A 19,033-nucleotide genomic window follows, 5' to 3' on the forward strand; every position below is an offset into this window, starting at 1 on the left:
TCAAGACCCATCGTCTCGACAAGGAACGGGACGCAGCCTGAGTACCGTGTCGATGGCGGTGAGCACGCCCCCGGCGGCCGCGCCAAGGGGCCGTTCGACTCCGTGGTAAGCGCCGTCGCAGCCGACACCGACATCGAGGTCGCGGGGACGGACGGGAAGTGCAACGATGAAGCGAGTGGGCCTCGCCTCGACACGCGCACGGACGAACGGAGCCGCAATCACCCGGGCTCTCGGGGCAGCCGGTCTGTTGGCACTTCTCGCCGGCACAGCCGCGGTCGTGCTATCGAGCGTCCGCTCGGACGATGCTTTGCGCCAGACGGTGCCGGTTGAAACGACACCAGCGCGCACAGTCGCTGAACCGGCTCCCGCCGCACCGGCGAGCGTTCGCGTCTCGGCCAGGGGAGTCCGCGCCTACGACCCGGACGGCGACCAATCCGAGAACGACGGCACCGCACCACTCGCCACCGACGGTGTTCTCTCGACAGCCTGGAAGAGCGAGCGCTATCGACGGTCGTTCGCCAAGACCGGTGTGGGCCTCCTCGTCGATGCAGGGCGCCCGGTCAGGGCGACGCGGATCGTCGTCGCGACGGAAACTCCCGGCTACACAGCAGAGGTCAGGGTCGGCTCATCACCCGACGGCCCGTTCGTCTCGGTCTCGACGGAGCGGTCACTGCGGGCACGGACGACATTCGCCCTCGAGCCCCGCAGCAGTCGCTACCTGATGCTCTGGATCACCTCGATGCCCGAGGGAGGCGCTGCCGCCGTGAACGAGATCACGGTGTCGGCGGCACGCTGAGCGATGTCGCTCGGAACAGCGATCCTCGTCGCCGTCGGGCTCTTCATCGGGCTTCCTGTCCTCCTCCTGCTGGCAGGTGCTGCAGGCCCGATCGGCTGGATTGCCGCAGCGATCGTCCTACCTCTGGCTGTGCTCGCAGTCCTGCTCTGGCTCGGCTGGATTCGTCGACGGCCCGATGACGGACCCTGGCACTGACAGGCGCCTGACCCGATACGGTCTTCCGGTGGAGCGCGAGACGATGACGTGGGACGACCTCGGAAACGGGAGTCGCGAGCTTGCACAGACGCTCCTCGCCGACGACTGGATCCCCGATCTCGTGCTGGGCATCTCACGCGGAGGGCTGCTCATCGCCGGGGCGCTCGCGTATGCCCTTGGAGTCAAGAACACGGCGACGATCAGCGTCGAGTTCTACACAGGCGTCGACGAGCGTCTGGAGCTACCGATGCTGCTGCCTCCCGTACCCGACCTGATCGACCTCGGCTCGGCCCGTGTCCTCATCGCCGACGACGTCGCCGATACGGGGGCGACCCTCGAGCTCGTGCGGGACTTCTGTGCGGGACGCGTGGCAGAAGCGCGCGTCGCGGTCCTCTACGAGAAATCGCGTTCGACCGTCGCGTGCGAGTACGTCTGGCGACGCACCGACCGCTGGATCACGTTCCCCTGGAGTGCTCTGCCACCCGTGACGGGTGGCGTCGCCGAGTAGCCGCGCTCAGCGCAGGACGCGCAGGCGGGCAGGATCGATCTGCAGCCACGTCCGCGCGAGGCGGTGCATGGTGCCGTCGGCCCGCATCCTCGACAGCGCCCGCCCCACCTCGGCCGCCCCGATCGGCCCACCTCTCGTGATCGCGACGGAAAAGCCGCTGCCGTATGCGACACGTGCGGCCACCGGACCGAGCAACGCCCCGCGCCCGGCAACGAACCGGCCGACATCGTCCGCGTCGACGAGCGCGGCGTCGCAGGCCCCGGTCTGGACGAGCTGGAAGAGACGATCCGGACGAGACGGCAACGCCGGGCTGAGAGCGGGTACCACGACGTCTGCGAGCGCGCGGGCGCCGTCCGATCCCCGGAGGGCGCACGACCGCAGCACGCGAAGCTGGCCAAGCGTCGTGAGACGAGGCAGCCCTCGTCTGAGCACAACGGCTTGATCGGTAACGAGATACGGATCGCTGAGCTCAGCCGCGACTGCGGATCCCCGAGTCGCCCGAATCGAGGCGATCCCGAAGTGCCATGGCGGAGCCGTCGCCGCAAGCAATCGTGTGGCCGATCGGACATAGACAAACCGAACCCTGGGGATCCCCACCCGCCGAGCAATCTCCCGCGCGATGTCGATCTCGAGACCGCGCGCGAGAATAACGTCGCCGCCCTTCACGACTCCGGCCTGTCGCACGGGGTCGCGGAGGTCGAGCGCGACAACGAGCGTGCTCGGCCTCGGCTCCGGACTCGACGAGGGCGGCAGTCCATCATCCGCACGACCTTGCGCCGGAAGACCGAGCGCTACGAGTACCGCCGCCGCGACTGCGGCGAAGCCGACCACTCCCACCACCACTCCGAAGGCGCTCGCGAATGCACCAATCGCGGTACGGGGCGTCATGAAAGAGCGGCCTCGTCGAAAACGTCGACTCGCGTGCCCGACTCGGCGAACCCGAACAGCATGGGGGCGTCGTAGCGGCTCACTCTCACACACCCATGCGATGCGGGGTACGTCGGTACGGGCGCAAACTCGTGAAATGCGATCCCGCCGGTGAAGTAGCTCGCCCACGGGAGCCAGACCTTGAATGGAACCGACCACGAGTACCGCTCCTTGCGATAGATCGAGAACGACCCACGGGGCGTCAGGCCACCCGTACCCGATGAGATGTGAACGGTTCGGACGACCTTGTTGCCCTGGATCAGCAGCCCCACCTGACGGCGGAGCTGCACCTCGATCCGCCGGCCCGGGACTCGCAGCGCGGGCGACGGGCGCGTCGCGCGCACGAGCGTCGCGACAGTCGTTGACCCGAGCGCGCCGTCACGCGACAGATTGGCCCACTTCTGGAAGCCCAGCACGGCGGTTGACGTCTGGACGTCGGCGATCCCGGTCACGCCCGACGGTGCGAGAAAGCCGAGGTCGACGAGCCGCTGCTGCAGATCGCGGGTCTGCGGTGCAGGTGTCGACCGCTCCGCGGGCGCGGCGACCGGCCGACGTAGGTCATACCCCGGGAAGAGCCCAACGGGTACGCCACCCTCGATGAGAATCCTCACGCCACGAACGCTCGGGATTGCCCGCACGGTGCGAACGAGCTGCCCGACGCGACCCCCGAGCGCCGCCTCGTCTCTACCAGCCGCGAACCGCGCTCCGAGGTCGACCGTGACGATTCGCCGCTCGACGGTGACCGAGAGAAGCGGGGTGCGGAGTGGGACAGCCGAGCGGATTCCCTGCCCACGCTCCGCAGGAGTCGGACCTGCAAGGAGCTGCTCCACCGCGGCCCGAATCGTTGTCCCGTCTCGGACAACGGGAACGGGATTGCCCGCCGCGGAGAACCAGATCTGAACGCCTGCTCCAGCAGCGGGGGGCAGCGCCAGGGCGCAGGCCGCTATCGCGAGAAAGGCCCCGCATTTCACGGAAAAGTGATTCGACATGACGGTCGGCATCTCCTGCCCACATCGGCATTGCCCTGCCGACCCTCAAGCCCGATCGAACAGACGCCGATGAATCGGTAGTCGTTGTGACTCCGCCTCCTAACACCCGTGGGCCGTCGCCCGCGCAACTGCGCGCCGGTGACCGCGGTCCGGCCTCGACACTTGCCCTCGTCGACTCGTACCGTCGACTCGCGGACGTCTTCCACGACGTCCTCTCCGAACAATCGCTCGACGCGCTCCTCGAGCGCATCGCGGACACGCTCGGCGAGCTGATCCCCTACGACGACCTGGCGTTCTACGAGGCCGACGAGTCGGCGCGCGAACTGAGAGGCGTCTTCGCACGCGGTGACTACGCCGAGGAGGTGATCGCCGACGACCCGTTTGCCTTCGGTGTTGGCATCACCGGATGGGCCGTCGAGCACCGGGAGCCCGTCCTCTCGAACCGTGCCGATCTCGACCCGCGCGTCCGCTTCGTCGAGGGCACACCATCCGATCCGGAATCGCTCATGGCGGTGCCGCTGATCGCACGTGGCGGAATCAAGGGGGCGCTCAACATCTACCGCGTCGGCCTCACGGAGTTCACCGACGAGGAGTTCCAGCTCGCCGTCCGCTTCGGGGACGCGGCCGCTCTTGCACTCGACAACGCCCAGGTGCGAGCGACGCTCGAGCTCCAGGCCCAGACAGACCCGCTGACGGGCCTCTGGAATCACCGAACATTCCACGAGCGCTTACGCAATGAGTTCGTTCGAACCTCGGCCGAGCGCGGGACCGTCGCGCTGCTCATGCTCGACCTCGACGACTTCAAGCGGGTCAACGACATCTATGGCCATGCCGAGGGCGACAGCGTGCTTGCCGAGCTCGCAGTCGAGTTACGCGCAGCCGTCCGCCAGGGTGACGAAGTCTTCCGGACCGGCGGTGAGGAGTTCGCAATCATCGTCCCGGGGGGCGATCTCACCGTGGCAGAAGCACTCGCCAATCGTCTGGCCGAGCGGCTCACCGTCGCAAGCTTCGACCACGTCGGCCCGATGACCGTCTCGGTCGGGATCGCCGTTGGGCCGAAGCACGCAGCGAACCCACGGGAGCTCGTCGCGTGCGCGGAGCTCGCCATGATGACCGCGAAGGCGCGAGGAAAGAACCGGATCGTCGTCTTCCACGAGGACGAGAGCGAGCGACCCCATACGCTGGCTCCTCGCCCTGCCGACGTCCGCTCTCTCGCACATCTGAAGATGCTGCACGGCGTCTCGAGCAGGCTCACGCGGCTGCTCGAGAGCGACGAGATCGGCGCGACGGTATGCGACGAGCTTCGACAGCTGATCGACTACCACAACTGCCGCATCTTCCTCCGCGACGGAGACGACCTGCGCCCGGTCGCGTTCCGCGGTGACCTGACGCAGGGCAGCGGGGCCGCTCTCGACGTACTCGCGACGAAGGTCGGCATTGGGGTGACCGGACACGTCGCCGCCACGGGCGAGGCGTTTCTCACGGGCGACGCAGCCCACTGCGCCATCGGTCAGCACATCGAGGGCACGGCCAACATCGAGGAATCGCTCCTGGCCGTTCCTCTGCGCTACGGCGCGGATGTGGTCGGGGTTCTCGTCATCTCCAAGCTCGGGCTCGATCAGTTCGATGCTGACGACCAGCGCCTGCTCGAGGTTCTCGCCGGGCACGCATCAGCAGCGTTCGTCAACGCGAGGCTCTACGAGGCGGAGCGGCGCGAAGCAAAGGGCGCCAAGGCGTTGCTCGAGCTCTCGCGCGAGTTGTCCTCCGGGATGCAGCTGGACGAGGTCGTAGAGCGGATCGCACGTGGTGGCGCGCGAGTTCTCGGTGTCCAGCGAACCTCCGTCTGGCTGCCCGAGAGCGAGAAGGCCGGAAGCGACGTCGTCTGCCGGGGAGCCTGGGCGGCACCGGGCGTCACCGGTCTTGCCCGGGTTGGCGACCGCCTACCGGCGAGCGTGGCAAAGACGTTCGCTCGCGGCCCGGATCCCTTCGTACTCACCCTCGCCGACTACCAGAATCTGGTCGACCAGCATTTCCCGGGAGCCCTCGCGGACGCCTTTGCGATTGTCCCGATCGACCTCGACGGCGGCCCTGGTGCGATCACATTCGCGCTCGACGGCGCGGACAGCGTCGATGATCGACAGCTCGAGCTCCTGAGCGCGATCGCCGGGCAGGCGCAGCTCGCACTGACGAATGCGCTCTCGTTCGAAACCCTGGAGCGAACGTTCCTCGCGACGGTCGAGGCGCTCGCGAACGCGCTCGAAGCGAAGGATGAGTACACGTCCACACATGCCAAGTGGATCCGCGACATGTCAGTCAGAGTGGCCGAGGAACTCGGCCTCGACGCGGCGACGCTCAAGCGCGTCGAGCTGGGTGCACTGTTCCACGACATCGGCAAGATCGGGATTCCCTCGGCGATCCTCTCCAAGCCCGGGCCCCTGACCGGCGCGGAGCGCGAGATCATCGAGACGCACCCGGCCCTCGGCGAGCAGATCCTCGCGCCGATCAAGCAGCTCGAGCACGTGCGTCCGATCGTCCGCGCCTGCCACGAGCGCTACGACGGACACGGGTACCCCGACGGGCTAGCAGGGGAGGAAATCCCGCTCGAGGCGCGGATCATCATCGTCTGCGATGCCTTCCACGCCATGACGACGACGCGTCCCTACCGAGACGCGCTCCCAGCACAGGAGGCGCACCTGCGTCTCCTCGAGGAGGCCGGCTCCCAGTTCGACCCGGCCGTCGTCGACATCTGCATTCGGGTTCTCGAGGCTCCCTAGCGGAACGCGTGCTGCGTCAGCCAGTCCGGCGCAAGAGCACGATCGAGCGTCCCTCGACCTCTACCTGACCGCGTGCCCGTAGCACCCACGCTCCGGCAGCAACGTCCGGTTCGGCCGTCGACAGCCCGTACTCCCAGCGGCGCCCGAAACGGACGGGCGGTAGCGTGAACGTCAACCGGTCGCGCCACCCGTTGAAGAGGATGAGGAACGAGTCGCCGACGATCGGATCTCCCTCACGGGTCTCGTCCATGATCTCGGCTCCGTTGAGAAACGCCCCAAGCGCCGAGGCGTCTCCGCGATCCCAGTCGGAGCGCGTCATCGCCCGCCCATCGGGCCTGAACCACCAAACATCCGGGGCACCCGAGTCTTCGTGCTCGAACCCGGTGAGGAACGACGGCCTCCGAAACACGGGGTGCTGATGGCGGAGCGCAACCAGCCGCTTCGCGAATGCGAGGTGAGTGCGGGCGGAGCTGTCCTCCACCCAGCTGATCCAGCTGATCTCGTTGTCCTGACAGTAGGCGTTGTTGTTGCCCTGCTGCGTGCGACCGATCTCGTCGCCCGCGAGCAGCATCGGGACGCCGTGCGAGAGGAGCAGAGTGGCAAGGAAGTTGCGCCGCTGCCGATCGCGAAGCTCGGTCACTTCGAGGTCGTCGGTCTCCCCTTCGACGCCACAGTTCCACGATCGGTTGTCGTCCGTCCCATCCCGATTACCCTCGAGGTTCGCCTCGTTGCGCTTCTCCTCGTAGGTGACCAGGTCGCGCAGCGTGAACCCGTCGTGACAGGTGATGTAGTTGATCGAGGCAAAGGGTTTGCGGCCGTCGGACTGATAGAGGTCGCTCGAGCCGGTGAACCGCCGTGCGAACGACGCGACCGCCGTGCGGCCGCGCCAGAAGTCGCGCATCGCGTCGCGGTACATCCCGTTCCACTCCGTCCAGAGCACGGGGAAGTTGCCGACCTGATAGCCACCCTCGCCGACGTCCCACGGCTCGGCTATGAGCTTGACCTGCGAGAGGATGGGGTCTTGGTGGATGATGTCGAAGAAGGCCGAGAGCCGGTCGACGTCGTGGAACTCGCGCGCGAGCGCCGAGGCGAGGTCGAAGCGGAATCCGTCGACGTGGCATTCGGTGACGAAGTACCGCAGGGAGTCCATGATCAGCCGCAGAACCGACGGGTTCATGGGGTTGAGGGAGTTGCCGGTACCCGTGAAGTCCTTGTAGATGCGCGGATCGTCGGGCATCGTCCTGTAGTAGGAGAAGTTGTCGATGCCCCGGAACGACAACGTCGGGCCGAGATGGTTGCCCTCGGCGGTGTGGTTGTAGACGACGTCGAGGATCACCTCGATTCCAGCGCGGTGCATCGCCTTGACGAGCCCCTTGAACTCGCGCACCTGTTGCCCGCGCGTCCCCGTTGCCGCGTACCCGCTGTGCGGGGCGAGAAAGCCGATCGTCGAGTAGCCCCAGTAGTTCGTCAGGCCGCGATCCTGGAGGAAGTGCTCGTCCGCAATGTGGTGGATCGGCAGCAACTCGACCGCGGTGACGCCGAGGTCGACGAGATGCGCGATCGCTACGTCAGAGGCAAGCCCCGCATACGTGCCGCGAAGATCCTCACGGACGCCGGGCATCAGCTGTGTGAACCCCTTGACATGAAGCTCGTAGATCACCGTCTCGTTCCACGGGCGACAGACGAGCCGATCGTCCTCCCAGTCGAACGACTCGTCGATCACGACCGACTTCGGGATCGCCGCCGCGTCGTCGCTCGTGTCGATCAGGAGGTCATCGCCGTCGGCGTAGGCGAGCGTGCGTCCTCGATCCCAGAGGACGGGCCCGTCGATCGCCTTTGCGTACGGGTCGATCAGAAGCTTGTGTGGGTTGAACCGGTGCCCGCGCTCGGGCGCCCACGGCCCGTGAACGCGGTAACCGTAGCGCTGACCCGGGCCGACCCCGGGGAGATAGCCATGCCAGGTGTGCGCGGTGTGGCGCCCGAGCACGCAGCGCGTCTCGACGTCATTGTCGTCGAAGAGGCAGAGCTCGACGCGGTCGGCGTTCTCCGAGCTGAGTGAGAAGTTCGTGCCGTTCCCGGACCACGTCGCGCCGAGAGGAAACGGCTGTCCAGGCCATGCGCGCATCGACTGACCCTACCCCGCGGCCTCCGCCGAGCGCAGCCCCCGGAGCGCCCAGACCGAGAAAACGAGAGCAAGGGCGAGCGCCAGGGAGAAGCTCAGTGCGACCTGGGTGGGGTCCCCGGCAAGGAGCCCCCGACCGGTTCCGAGCACATAGGTGATCGGGTTGAACTTCGCCACAGCGTGCATCGCGCCACCGAGGAGCGCGAGTGGCACGTAGACCGGGGCGAGAAAGAGAAGCAGGAACACGGGCATCTGCATCAGCGGTCCTGCCTGGATCGTCCGCAGCCGCATCGCGATTCCAGCCGACCAGAAAAATCCGCACATGTTGATGACCAGGGCGAGCGTGTAGAGACCGATCAAGTCGACGGGCCCACCACCGACCGTCATCCCGGACGCGAACGCGATCGCCGTCAGCAGCGTCGCCGTGATGCACCAGCGCAACATCGCGGCGATGCCGTACCCGAGGACGATGCCGGTTCTGTTAGGAGACGCGAGCATCAACCGGCGGGCGAAGCCGCCCTCGAAGTCGCGGGCCACACCGAAGCCGGTGAAGACCCCGCCGAAGGCCGCGGACTGTAGAAGGACGAAGACGAACTGAAAGGCCGTGTACCCGTTCGGGTAGTCGAAGCCCGGCACGTTCTGAACCTGCGAGAGGCCACCGGCGAAGGCAACGAAGAAGAACAGTGGGAACATCAGCGAGGGCACGAGGAGCGAAGGGGTCGTGATCACGATCTTCAACGTCCGCCAGGCCACGCCCGAGACGACCCCCCAGAGCCTCATGTGCGCTCCATCCTTCGACTCAACGCCCAGCTCGCAGCGATCAGTGCGACGATCGCGAGCACGAATGCGATCGAGAATCCGAGCGCAAGCGCTCGCGCATCCCAGCCCGTGATGATCAGGCTCCGGACGCACTCGATCAGGTAGGAGACGGGATTAATCGACGCGAGGAAGTGGAACCACGGGACGGCGATCAGGTCGCGTGGCGTGTTCATCGAGGAGATGAACAGGAAGACGAAGAGCACCGGGAAGAGCCCCTGGATCGACTCGCCCGACCCGGTACGGAGCGCGAGAAACGAGCCGAGCGCCCCGAAGCCGACGGCGACGAGGGCCGCGTATACGAGAAGGAGCGCGATCCCCGCCGGCCCGGAGGCGAAGCGAACCCCGAGGAGTAGCCCGACGGAAATGTAGAACACTGCCTGCACGATGCCAAGCACGACGATGCCGGTGATCTGGCCGGCGAGGAGCGCTGAGCCGCGAACGGGCGTCAGCGAGAGCCGTGAGAAGAAGCCCGTCTGGATGTCGCGCGCGAGATCGGTTCCGGCGTTCATCGTCGAGAAAAGCGCTCCCTGAATGAACGGGACGGCAAGCGCGAAGGCGAAGAACGAGTCGGTCGGGAAGCCCGGTAGCTCTGTCGAGGCCTTGAGGCCTCCCGAGTTCATGAGCAGCAGCGCCACCGGGAAGATCAGCGGCGGGATCGCACTTGCCGGCTGTCGCGCCGTGCGCATGATCGAACGCTGCGCGAGTGCACCGACCTGCGTCAGCAGCGGAGAGCTCATCGAGCCGACGCCCCGTCCTCCCCGGTCGCAGCTCCCTCGAGGGTCCTGCCGGTCTTCGCGAGGAAGACGTCGTCGAGCGTCGGAGCGCGGAGCTCGATGTCGTCGACGACGACACCTTCGGCATCCATCGCCCTGATCACGTCGACGAGCCCGATCCCCTCGCGGAGACGCACGACGAGGTCGCGTTCGCTCCCCAGTGGCTCACCGAAGCCACTCATCAGCGCGGCGATCCGCGGCCTGTCCTCCTCCCGGCACGGAGTGGTGTGGATCGACGGCCTGCCGATCTCCTGCTTCAGGGCCATTGGCGTGCCCTCCGCCACGATCTTGCCGCTGTCGATGATCCCGACGCGGTCGGCGAGCACGTCGGCCTCCTCCAGGTACTGCGTGGTCAGGAAGACAGTGACGTTGTCCTCGCGCGCAAGCCGGGCGACCTCCTCCCAGAGAGCGGTGCGGCTCTGTGGATCGAGGCCCGTGGTCGGCTCGTCGAGAAAGAGAATGGCCGGCCGATGGACGAGGGCGAGCGCAAGGTCGAGGCGGCGCTTCATGCCGCCCGAATAACCACCGACCTTACGGTCGGCGGCGTCCGTCAGCCCGACGCGGTCGAGGAGCTCCTCCTGGCGCGGCTTGCGATCGGCCTTCGGGATCCCCTGGAGCATCGTCTGCAGCTTGAGGTGATCGCGGCCGGTCAACAGCGGGTCGAGCGCCGCCTCCTGCAGCGCGGCGCCGATCACGGAGCGCACCTTCGGTCCCTCGGTGCGAACGTCGTACCCACCGACACGTGCGCTCCCGGCTGTCGGCGGGAGCAATGTCGTCAGCATCAGAACCGTTGTCGACTTCCCCGCTCCATTCGGCCCGAGGAAGCCGTAGATCTCACCCGGGGCCACGTAGAGATCGATCCCGTCGACCGCGCGAGGCCCCTTCTTGAACTCGCGTACGAGCTTCTCTACGACGATGCTGTTGTCACGTTGCATGCAGCCCAGACTACGTCACAGCCTCGACCAGCCACACGGTCGCGAGGGGTGGCAGCGTCACCGAGGCCGAGAACGGCTGGCCGTGGAGCGGAATCGCCGCTGCGTCGATACCGAGTCCGTTCCCGACGTCGGAGCCGGCGTAGAACCGCGAGTCCGTATTCAGCACCTCGACCCAGCGGCCGCCCCGCGGGAGAGGCAACTGCCAGCCCTCCCGCACGACGGGCGAGAGATTCACGACGGAGACGAGCGGAGGGCCGTCGGAGGAAAAACGCGCGAACGCGATCACGTTCTCGTCGCGGGCATCGCCTGCGAGCCAGGCGAACCCCTCGGGCCGGAAGTCGATCTCCCAGAGCGCCGGATAGGAGCGGTAGATCGCGTTCAGATCGCGCACGAGGGCCTGGACACCGGCGTGATCGGGGTCGTCCAGCAGGCTCCAGTCGAGCGAGCGGCCCTCCGACCACTCCTCCCATTCACCGAGCTCGGCGCCCATGAAGACCGACTGCTTGCCGGGATGCGACCACATGAGCCCGTAGAGCGCGCGAAGCGTCGCGAGCTGCTGCCAGCGGTCGCCCGGCAGCTTCGAGAGCAACGATCGCTTGCCGTGGACGACCTCGTCGTGAGACAGGGGGAGAACGAAGTTCTCATCCCAGGCGTAGACCAGCGAGAACGTCAGCTCGTCATGGTGAAAGCGCCGGTGGATCGAGTCGTGCTGGACGTACGACAGCGTGTCGTTCATCCAACCCAGGTTCCATTTGAACGTGAACCCGAGCCCGCCCGACGACGTCGGCCGCGAGACACCCGGCCAGTCGGTCGACTCCTCGGCGATCACGGCGACGCCGGGCTCGCGGGCGTGGAGCACCTCGTTGAGCTCACGCAGGAACGAAACCGCCTCGAGGTTCTCCCGGCCACCGTGCTCGTTCGGCACCCACTCGCCGGGCTTGCGGGAGTAGTCCAGGTACAGCATCGAAGCGACGGCGTCGACCCGAAGGCCGTCCGCGTGAAACTCCTTCACCCAGTAGAGCGCGTTCGCGAGCAGGAAGTTCCGGACCTCGTTGCGCCCGAGGTTGAAGATGAGGGTGCCCCAGTCGGGATGCGACCCGCGTTGTGGATCCTCGTGCTCGTACAGGGCCGTGCCGTCGAAGCGGGCAAGCGCCCACTCGTCACGCGGAAAGTGAGCCGGCACCCAGTCGAGCAACACGCCGATCCCTGCCGCGTGAAAGGCGTCGACGAGAGCGCGGAAGTCGTCGGGCGTTCCGAAGGTCGACTGAGGCGCGAAGTATCCGCTCACCTGGTAGCCCCACGACGGCGCGTATGGATGCTGCATCACGGGCATCAGCTCGACGTGGGTGAATCCGAGTCCGACGACGTACGGGACGAGTTCGGTCGCGAGATCCCGCCAGGAGAGCCCCTGCTGCCACGACCCGGCGTGCACCTCGTAGACCGAGAACGGCTGCACGAGTGGATCGGTGGCACGGCGTCGCGCGAGCCAGTCGTCGTCCGACCAGGCATACCGGCTGCGGTAGACGACGGACGCGTTCTCCGGGGGCACCTCTGCGTACGCGGCGAACGGGTCCGCCTTGAGGCGGGTTACGCCGTCGGCCCCCGCGACAGAAAACTTGTATCGCTGGCCCTCGGCTGCGTTTTCAGCGACGCCCTCCCAGATTCCCGACGAGCCGAGGGGGCGGAGCGGATCGGCTCCCTCGCTCCAGTAGTTCCAATCGCCGACGGCGGAGACGCCGCGGGCATTCGGCGCCCAGACAGCGAACCGCACTCCTCCCTCGTCGAGCCAGTGAGCACCCAGGCCCTCGTACAGTCGCTCGTGCCGCCCCTCGCCCGCGAGGTAGAGGTCGAGGTCGCCAAGGCCGCTCACGGCTTCGACCGCTTTCTCGTGGCGACCGCGCCGGAGCCGACCCAGATCACGTGCGATCCCCCCGGCTCGAGGCCGACGAAGTTCCGGCCGCTGCGCCAGGCATACACCTCGTCCGTCAGCAGATCCGCCGCTGCGAAGGTGGGCGGCAGGCCGAGCGCGTCGGGGACGATGCAGAGACCCTCGCGTCGCTCCCCGACATCGAGATTGACGACCGTGACGATCGTGTCGTCGCCCCATTGCTTCGCGTAGGCGATCAGGTCGTCGCTCTCCGTTTCGAGCCAGACCAGGTTCTCGAACCGCTGCAGAGCCGGATGGGCACGTCGGATCTGGTTCATCCGCCTGATCAGCGGCAGCAGAGGGCCTGCGAGTGTCCGCTTCTTCACCTCGTACTTCTCGGAGTCGAGATACTCCTCGCTCCCTTCACGCACCGCCGTGTTCTCGCACGCCTCGTACCCCGAGTAGATCCCGTAGCTCGGCGCGATCGTGGCGGCGAGGACGAGCCTCGCCTCGAACGCGGGCCGACCTCCCTTCTGGAGGTACTCGTGGAGGATGTCCGGAGTGTTGGGCCACAGGTTCGGGCGGTAGAACGTCGACCACGAGCGGGCCTGCTCGACGAACTCCACGAGCTCGGCCTTCGTGGTCTTCCACGTGAAGTACGTGTACGACTGGCTGAAGCCGACCTTGGCGAGCGTCGTCATCGGAGCCGGCCGCGTGAACGCCTCGGCGAGGAAGACGGTGTCCGGGTAGACGGAGCGCACCTTCGCAATCAGCCACTCCCAGAACGGGAACGGCTTCGTGTGGGGGTTGTCGACCCTGAACACTCTGATCCCCCGACCGCACCAGCCGAGCACGATGTCGAGCAGCGCGTTCCAGAGCCCCTCGCGATCGGAAGTGTCCCAGTTGACGTTGTAGATGTCCTGGTAGCGCTTGGGCGGGTTCTCGGCGTACTTGAGCGTGCCGTCCGGGCGCCGCTCGAACCACTCCGGATGCTCGACGAGCCAGGGGTGGTCGGGCGAGCACTGGATCGCGAAGTCGAGCGCGATCTCGATCCCGGCGTCGCTCGCAGCGGCAACCATCGCGTCGAAGTCGGCGTCGGTGCCGAGATCGGGGTCGAGAGCATCATGACCGCCCGCCGCCGCTCCGATCGCCCAGGGACTACCGGGATCTCCCTTACGCGCCGCCTCCGCGTTGTTGCGGCCCTTGCGATGCGCGACCCCGATCGGGTGAACCGGAGGCAGATAGATGACGTCGAAGCCGAGTGCCGCGAGATCGGGGAGGACGTTTGCGACGCCCTGGAACCCGCCCCACGAGCGGGGGAAGAGCTCGTACCAGGCCCCGAAGCGTGCGAATTCGCGCTCGACGTCGACGCCGACGACGGGGCTCTTCGCCGACCCGTGACGTTTGCGAGCGGCGAGCTCCACCGCAGCGTCGCGCCACTCCTCCACCGTCCCCTCTCCGAAGAGCGCTTCACCTTCGGACAACTCGCCGCCGAGGTCCGATTGGCCGCCTGCCCGCTTACGATCGACTTCGTCGAGCCAGGTCGCGTACGGGTCGGCCCACGCCTGGAACCGCAGATCCCACGGCCCGAGAGCGTCGGGAACGAATGCGGCTTCGAAGCGATCATTTCCTCGCGGCTGCAGCGCGACCTCCTGCCACCGCCGCGTTCCGGACCGTCGGAACCGCAGGACGCCGCCTACCTTGCCGTGGCCGTCGCGAAAGACCGTGGCCGAGGCAGAGACGGTGTCTCCGAGACTCACTTTGGTGGGATACCGGCCTCCGTCGACGCACGGTCGGAGGTCCTGGATCTGTATGCGTGGCGCGGCCATCCAGGACAAGGTAGACAGTCTGGGCATGTGGCTCACGCGAACTGTCGGTGTCAACCTCCATCCGACCTCCCTTCCGGGCGGTCGCCTTGGCCCCGAGGCGTACGCCTTCGTCGACTGGCTGGAGGCCGCCGGCGCACGATTCTGGCAGGTTCTGCCGCTCGGTCCACCCGATGCACACGGCTCTCCCTACTCATCGGCCTCGGCCTTCGCGGCCTGGTCGGGACTCCTTGCCGACCCCGACGAACCAGTCGGTCGCACCGCCCTCCGGCGGTTCGAGCGAGCCAACGGCTTCTGGATCAGCGACTGGATGGACTTCGCAGGTCGTGACGCTCTTGCTGACCAGGTGCGGTTCGAACGGGAGTGGTCGGCACTGCGAAGGTATGCCTCCGATCGTTCGGTCCGGCTGATCGGCGATGTCCCGATCTACGTCGCCGGCGGAAGTTGCGATCACCTCGCGCACCCGGCCATCTTCCTCCCCGCTACGTTCGTCGCCGGAGCTCCGCCCGATCCGCTCAACGACCGCGGGCAGAAGTGGGGCAACCCTCTCTTCGACTGGGAGGCCCTCGCGCGAGACGGTTATCGCTGGTGGATCGAGCGAATGCGGCGCACGCTCGCGCTCGTGGACGTGTTCCGGATCGACCACTTCCGGGGCTTCACCGACTACTGGGCGGTGCCGGCCGAGGCCGAGTCCGCACGGGAAGGACACTGGGAGCCCGGCCCCGGCGCCGGCGTCTTCCGGGCAGCGGAAGCCGCCCTCGGTCGGCTCCCGGTGATCGCCGAGGACCTCGGCCTGATCACGTCAGACGTCGTCGAGCTTCGAGACGGACTCGACTTTCCCGGGATGGCCGTGATCCTCTGGGCGTTCGACGGTCCTCCCGACAACCCTCACCGACTCGAGAACCATCGCACGAGGCAGGTCGTGTACACGTCGACGCACGACACCGACACCCTGGCGGGCCGTTTCCCGGGCGGGTCGCCCTGGAGGTTCGTGGAGACGGCCCTCTCATCTCGCGCGGATCTCGCGATGATCCCGGCCCAGGACGTGCTCGAACTCGGGAGCGCGGCGCGGATGAACCGGCCGGGCGAGGTTGGGGGAAACTGGTGCTGGCGCCTCGAGTCCGGTCAGCTCGATGCTGCCGCGGCAGCCCGCCTCCGAGCCTCCGCGGAAGCTTCGGGACGGGCATGAGCCCGGGTCATTCGTACGGCTGGACGGGGATCTTTGCGGCCACGACCTTGCGGCCGTCCCTCTCGTAGGCGACATCGACGGAATCGTTCTGCCGGTACGAGCCGGCGATTCCGAGCATGATCGACGCCCAGCGCATCAGCCCGAGCTTCCCTTCCTCCTTCATCGGCCGCTCGAAGACGAGCCAGCCGCCGCGGACGATGTAGTCGGCCCCCTCCCGCTGGGGTACCCCGTTGACGAACACATCGAAGGGTCGGGTCACATCAACTGGGAGCTGAACGCGGGTTCGCTGTCGAGTCGTCTCGCTCATGCCCCTAGAATGACATCTCCGTGCACGTTGACCGCGAGATCACGAGGAGCTTTCGATGAGCAGCACCACCCAGCCGGCAGCCGATTGGCATCGCGGCCGCGTCGCGAGCTGGCTCGTGTCCGTCGACCACAAGCGGATCGGCGCCCTCTACCTGGGCTCGGCCGGCGTCTTCTTCGTTATTGCGGGAGTCCTGACGATCCTCATGCGCCTGCAGATGACGCGGCCGGACGCCTCGATCCTCGGTAGCGGAACGTACCGCGGTGTGCTCACGATGCACGGGACGCTGCTCGTCTTCTTCGTGCTGCTCCCTGTCGTGACCGGCCTCGCGACGTACCTCGTGCCGCTGATGATCGGGGCCCGCTGCATCGCGATGCCCGGCTCAGCCGCTGTCGCTCTGTGGCTGTTCGTGTTCGGCGGCGGCGCGGTCACGCTCTCGGCGTTTGCCGGTGGCGGCGCCTCTCAGGCGGGCTGGACGGGGCTCCCTCCGCTCGCGCTCGCCCAGCAGGGTAACGGTGTCGACGTCTGGTTGATGGGGTTACTGCTGCTTGCGATCTCCCTCCTCCTCTCCGCCATCAATCTGATCGCGACGATCCGCGCGCAACGCATGGAGGGCATGGGGTGGTCGAACACGCCGATGTTCGCCTGGGCCGTCTACGTCTGGTCGTGGCTCTCCCTCGTGCTCGTGCCGATCGCGGCTCTGGGACTGCTGTTCATCCTCCTCGAGCGCTCGTTCTCGGGGACCTTCGACTTCTTCCTCGACGGTGACACGGTCGAGCCGAAGCTGATCTGGCTCTTCGGGCAGTCGTTCGCGTATGCCGCCCTCGTTCCCATCTTCGGAATCCTGGCCGAGGTGGTTTCCGTGTTCGCCGGCAGAGCGGTCGTGAATGCGCGGCTCCTCGGACAGGCCCTCGTCGGCATCGCCGGCCTGACGATAGCGCTCGTGCTCTACCACGCGTACTCGACCGGCATCGGTGCGAAGCCGAGCGTCGTGCTGCTGCTCCTCGCGATCGTTGCCACTATCCCGTCCGTCGTCGCGCTCTGGCTCCTCAAGAGCACGCTCTGGAAGGCACGCGGGTCGCTGCGCTGGACGGCTCCGCTGCTCTTCGCGTGCGGCGCAATCGGCCTCTTCGGGATCGGGTTGCTGTCGGCCCTCGTCCTCGCCATTTTCGGCAACGATCGCGACCTCCGGGGTACCGCGTTCGGGGTCGCTCACGCGCACTACCTGATCTGGGGAACGGCGCTCCTCGCGATGCTCGGCGGGGTCGTGTACTGGTGGCCGAAGATCTTTGGTCGGCTTCTCGGCGCGACGCTCACACGCTGGGCGGCGGTCTTCCTCTTCATCGGATTCAACTGCACGTTCTTCGTCCAGTTCCTCCTCGGCGACGAGGGCCAGGCGCGCGGCGCGACGAGCTTCAGTGCAGACGGCAGCACGTCGGCCTACAACACGATCTCGACGATCGGTGCGTTCGTGACCGCGCTCGGAGCGAGCTTCTTCCTCCTCGCCGTGCTCCGCTCGAGGAGCGCGCGGCGCGCGGGAAACGATCCGTGGCTCGCGGACACGCTCGAGTGGTACACGACCTCGCCACCGCCGCCGCACAACTTCGATTCGCTTCCGAAGGTCGGGAGTGCCCGGCCACTCTCGGACCTTCGCGAAGCGATCCGGACACGCAATGCGATCTGACAGCGCAGCGGGGCCGTTCCTGCGCGGCGCGATCATGGCGGCCGCCATCGCAACGGCCGCAGTCGTGATCAGCGCGACGATCGACTCCGGGCGCGGGCACTGGGCAGCTGCGCTCGTCGCGGTGCCGCTTCTCGTCGCGGCCGTGGTCGTCGCGCGGCTCGCGTATCCCCGCCTGCTTCCCGCCACGATCTCGGCCCTCGCCTTCCTCCTGGTCGCGATCGCGAGCGGTGGGCTGGTGGCGTGGAGCGACGGCGCCGCCTGGGCGAATGTCATTCATGTCGCGTCTGCGGGGGCATCGCTCGCCGCCTCGCTCGTCGCTCTCGTGGTCTCGTTCCGGGGCGATCCCCTGGCGCTCGGCCCGTGGCGCGACTACATCACGCTGACGAAGCCGCGAATCATGTCGCTGCTGCTACTCACGGGCGCGGCGGGAATGTTCGTCGGAGCAGGAGGATGGCCGAACGGCTGGGACTTCGTCGCGATGATGGTCGGGCTCGCGCTTGCCTGCGGCGGCTCGAGCGCACTCAATCACGTGATGGACGCGGACATCGACAAGCTGATGGGCGAACGTACGGCCGCCCGGCCCGTCGCGTCCGGTCGCGTTGCAGCGCCCCGCGCGCTCGAGTTCGGCGTCGTGCTGATGGCACTGTCGTTTGCACTGCTCGCCACCACCGTCAACGTCCTCACGGCGGTCCTTGCGCTCATCGGCGGCCTGTTCTACGTCGTCGTCTACACCGGCTACCTGAAGCGATCCACCGATCAGAACATCGTCATCGGTGGCGCCGCTGGTGCTGTGCCGCCGGTCGTCGGGTTCGCGGCTGCAACCGGCGACCTCACGCTTCCAGCGCTCTGGCTATTCCTGATCGTGTTCCTCTGGACGCCCCCGCATTTCTGGGCGCTCGCACTGATGATCAAGGAGCACTACGCCGCCGCAAACGTTCCGATGTTGCCGGGCACGAAGGGCGATCGTGAGACGACACGGCAGATCCTTCTCTACTCCGTCGTGATGGTCGCCTTCACCGTTGCCGTGGGCTACTGGTTCGGGCCGGTCTACACCGTTGCCGCGTTGCTCCTCGGCGCCTACTTCCTCGTGCTCGCCTGGCAGCTCCGGCGTGACACCTCACGGCGGAGGGCAGTGGTGCTCTTCCACTACTCGCTCGCGTACCTCGCACTGCTCTTCGTCGCGGCCGCGGTCGATCCGCTCTTCGTCTGAGCGTCACGGTTCGACGCCCCCGAGACGACTCGTAACGTCACGCGCGATCGACACCCCCGATAGGGGAAGGCATCCCCCGTCCGAGGGAGGGCAGGAGGAGCGGAGTTGCCGACAT

16 protein-coding genes are annotated in these 19,033 nt (G+C 67.2%); 7 read left to right on the top strand and 9 right to left on the bottom strand.

All coding sequences use genetic code 11. The features are described 5' to 3' along the window. Positions 1-166 precede the first annotated feature (166 nt). The 3 genes from ABIR74_RS11975 to ABIR74_RS11985 are packed head-to-tail and all read left to right on the top strand — an operon-like array spanning position 167 to position 1,499. Complete coding sequence (locus ABIR74_RS11975; RefSeq protein WP_348178404.1) at positions 167-796, top strand: hypothetical protein; 630 nt, start codon at positions 167-169, stop codon at positions 794-796. A gap of 3 nt (positions 797-799) precedes the next feature. Further along, positions 800-991 (top strand): hypothetical protein, encoded by a 192-nt coding sequence (locus ABIR74_RS11980; RefSeq protein ID WP_348178406.1) that lies wholly within the window; start codon positions 800-802, stop codon positions 989-991. Continuing rightward, the gene (locus ABIR74_RS11985; protein WP_348178408.1) at positions 972-1,499 is read left to right on the top strand and encodes a phosphoribosyltransferase; all 528 of its coding nucleotides are present in this window, start codon (positions 972-974) and stop codon (positions 1,497-1,499) included. Before ABIR74_RS11980 ends, ABIR74_RS11985 begins: the two co-directional genes overlap by 20 nt. A 6-nt stretch (positions 1,500-1,505) precedes the next feature. On the opposite strand, the gene ABIR74_RS11990 is transcribed toward ABIR74_RS11985, so the two are convergent. Continuing rightward, the gene (locus ABIR74_RS11990; protein WP_348178410.1) at positions 1,506-2,387 is read right to left on the bottom strand and encodes a transporter substrate-binding domain-containing protein; all 882 of its coding nucleotides are present in this window, start codon (positions 2,385-2,387) and stop codon (positions 1,506-1,508) included. After that, a complete protein-coding gene (locus tag ABIR74_RS11995) occupies positions 2,384-3,397 on the bottom strand; it encodes a L,D-transpeptidase family protein (RefSeq protein ID WP_348178412.1) in 1,014 nt (337 codons plus the stop codon). Before ABIR74_RS11995 ends, ABIR74_RS11990 begins: the two co-directional genes overlap by 4 nt. Positions 3,398-3,501: 104 nt before the next feature. Between ABIR74_RS11995 and ABIR74_RS12000 the strand changes: the two genes are divergently transcribed. Next, positions 3,502-6,189 carry a diguanylate cyclase gene (locus tag ABIR74_RS12000; protein ID WP_348178414.1) on the top strand — a complete coding sequence of 896 codons (2,688 nt, stop codon included), beginning with the start codon at positions 3,502-3,504 and terminating at the stop codon, positions 6,187-6,189. A gap of 16 nt (positions 6,190-6,205) precedes the next feature. On the opposite strand, the gene glgX is transcribed toward ABIR74_RS12000, so the two are convergent. Genes glgX through ABIR74_RS12030 form a run of 6 tightly spaced genes read right to left on the bottom strand, consistent with a single transcriptional unit; the run spans position 6,206 to position 14,561 of the window. Further along, a complete protein-coding gene (glgX, locus tag ABIR74_RS12005) occupies positions 6,206-8,314 on the bottom strand; it encodes a glycogen debranching protein GlgX (RefSeq protein ID WP_348178416.1) in 2,109 nt (702 codons plus the stop codon). Between the two features lie 9 nt (positions 8,315-8,323). Further along, on the bottom strand, positions 8,324-9,091 hold the full coding sequence (locus ABIR74_RS12010) for an ABC transporter permease (RefSeq protein ID WP_348178418.1): 768 nt from the start codon (positions 9,089-9,091) through the stop codon (positions 8,324-8,326). Beyond that, complete coding sequence (locus ABIR74_RS12015) at positions 9,088-9,867, bottom strand: ABC transporter permease (protein ID WP_348178420.1); 780 nt, start codon at positions 9,865-9,867, stop codon at positions 9,088-9,090. Before ABIR74_RS12015 ends, ABIR74_RS12010 begins: the two co-directional genes overlap by 4 nt. Further along, on the bottom strand, positions 9,864-10,838 hold the full coding sequence (locus ABIR74_RS12020) for an ATP-binding cassette domain-containing protein (protein WP_348178422.1): 975 nt from the start codon (positions 10,836-10,838) through the stop codon (positions 9,864-9,866). The genes ABIR74_RS12015 and ABIR74_RS12020 overlap by 4 nt, the downstream gene beginning before the upstream one ends. A gap of 10 nt (positions 10,839-10,848) precedes the next feature. Beyond that, positions 10,849-12,708, bottom strand: a complete 1,860-nt coding sequence (glgB, locus tag ABIR74_RS12025; RefSeq protein WP_348178424.1) for a 1,4-alpha-glucan branching protein GlgB — start codon at positions 12,706-12,708, stop codon at positions 10,849-10,851. Continuing rightward, positions 12,705-14,561, bottom strand: a complete 1,857-nt coding sequence (locus ABIR74_RS12030; RefSeq protein WP_348178426.1) for an alpha-1,4-glucan--maltose-1-phosphate maltosyltransferase — start codon at positions 14,559-14,561, stop codon at positions 12,705-12,707. The genes glgB and ABIR74_RS12030 overlap by 4 nt, the downstream gene beginning before the upstream one ends. Here ABIR74_RS12030 and ABIR74_RS12035 point away from each other — a divergent pair. Beyond that, the gene (locus tag ABIR74_RS12035) at positions 14,560-15,720 is read left to right on the top strand and encodes a 4-alpha-glucanotransferase (protein WP_348178429.1); all 1,161 of its coding nucleotides are present in this window, start codon (positions 14,560-14,562) and stop codon (positions 15,718-15,720) included. The genes ABIR74_RS12030 and ABIR74_RS12035 overlap by 2 nt on opposite strands. 7 nt (positions 15,721-15,727) lie before the next feature. On the opposite strand, the gene ABIR74_RS12040 is transcribed toward ABIR74_RS12035, so the two are convergent. Further along, positions 15,728-16,027 (bottom strand): hypothetical protein, encoded by a 300-nt coding sequence (locus ABIR74_RS12040; RefSeq protein WP_348178431.1) that lies wholly within the window; start codon positions 16,025-16,027, stop codon positions 15,728-15,730. Between the two features lie 55 nt (positions 16,028-16,082). On the opposite strand from ABIR74_RS12040, the gene ABIR74_RS12045 reads away from it, so the two are divergent. Next, a complete protein-coding gene (locus tag ABIR74_RS12045; protein ID WP_348178435.1) occupies positions 16,083-17,708 on the top strand; it encodes a cbb3-type cytochrome c oxidase subunit I in 1,626 nt (541 codons plus the stop codon). Further along, positions 17,698-18,918, top strand: a complete 1,221-nt coding sequence (locus ABIR74_RS12050) for a heme o synthase (RefSeq protein WP_348178437.1) — start codon at positions 17,698-17,700, stop codon at positions 18,916-18,918. The genes ABIR74_RS12045 and ABIR74_RS12050 overlap by 11 nt, the downstream gene beginning before the upstream one ends. The last annotated feature ends 115 nt before the right edge of the window (positions 18,919-19,033 follow it).

The sequence above is a fragment of the Gaiella sp. genome (assembly GCF_039915195.1).
Taxonomy (GTDB): domain Bacteria; phylum Actinomycetota; class Thermoleophilia; order Gaiellales; family Gaiellaceae; genus Gaiella.

Coding starts and splice junctions, on each gene's coding strand:
- ABIR74_RS12010 (WP_348178418.1), bottom strand. CDS start 9,091: ATGAGGCTCTGGGGGGTCGTCTCGGGCGTGGCCTGGCGGACGTTGAAG.
- ABIR74_RS12040 (WP_348178431.1), bottom strand. CDS start 16,027: ATGAGCGAGACGACTCGACAGCGAACCCGCGTTCAGCTCCCAGTTGAT.
- ABIR74_RS11980 (WP_348178406.1), top strand. CDS start 800: ATGTCGCTCGGAACAGCGATCCTCGTCGCCGTCGGGCTCTTCATCGGG.
- glgX (WP_348178416.1), bottom strand. CDS start 8,314: ATGCGCGCATGGCCTGGACAGCCGTTTCCTCTCGGCGCGACGTGGTCC.
- ABIR74_RS11985 (WP_348178408.1), top strand. CDS start 972: ATGACGGACCCTGGCACTGACAGGCGCCTGACCCGATACGGTCTTCCG.
- ABIR74_RS12015 (WP_348178420.1), bottom strand. CDS start 9,867: ATGAGCTCTCCGCTGCTGACGCAGGTCGGTGCACTCGCGCAGCGTTCG.
- ABIR74_RS12050 (WP_348178437.1), top strand. CDS start 17,698: ATGCGATCTGACAGCGCAGCGGGGCCGTTCCTGCGCGGCGCGATCATG.
- ABIR74_RS12030 (WP_348178426.1), bottom strand. CDS start 14,561: ATGCCCAGACTGTCTACCTTGTCCTGGATGGCCGCGCCACGCATACAG.
- ABIR74_RS11990 (WP_348178410.1), bottom strand. CDS start 2,387: ATGACGCCCCGTACCGCGATTGGTGCATTCGCGAGCGCCTTCGGAGTG.
- ABIR74_RS12045 (WP_348178435.1), top strand. CDS start 16,083: ATGAGCAGCACCACCCAGCCGGCAGCCGATTGGCATCGCGGCCGCGTC.
- ABIR74_RS11975 (WP_348178404.1), top strand. CDS start 167: ATGAAGCGAGTGGGCCTCGCCTCGACACGCGCACGGACGAACGGAGCC.
- ABIR74_RS12020 (WP_348178422.1), bottom strand. CDS start 10,838: ATGCAACGTGACAACAGCATCGTCGTAGAGAAGCTCGTACGCGAGTTC.
- ABIR74_RS12035 (WP_348178429.1), top strand. CDS start 14,560: ATGTGGCTCACGCGAACTGTCGGTGTCAACCTCCATCCGACCTCCCTT.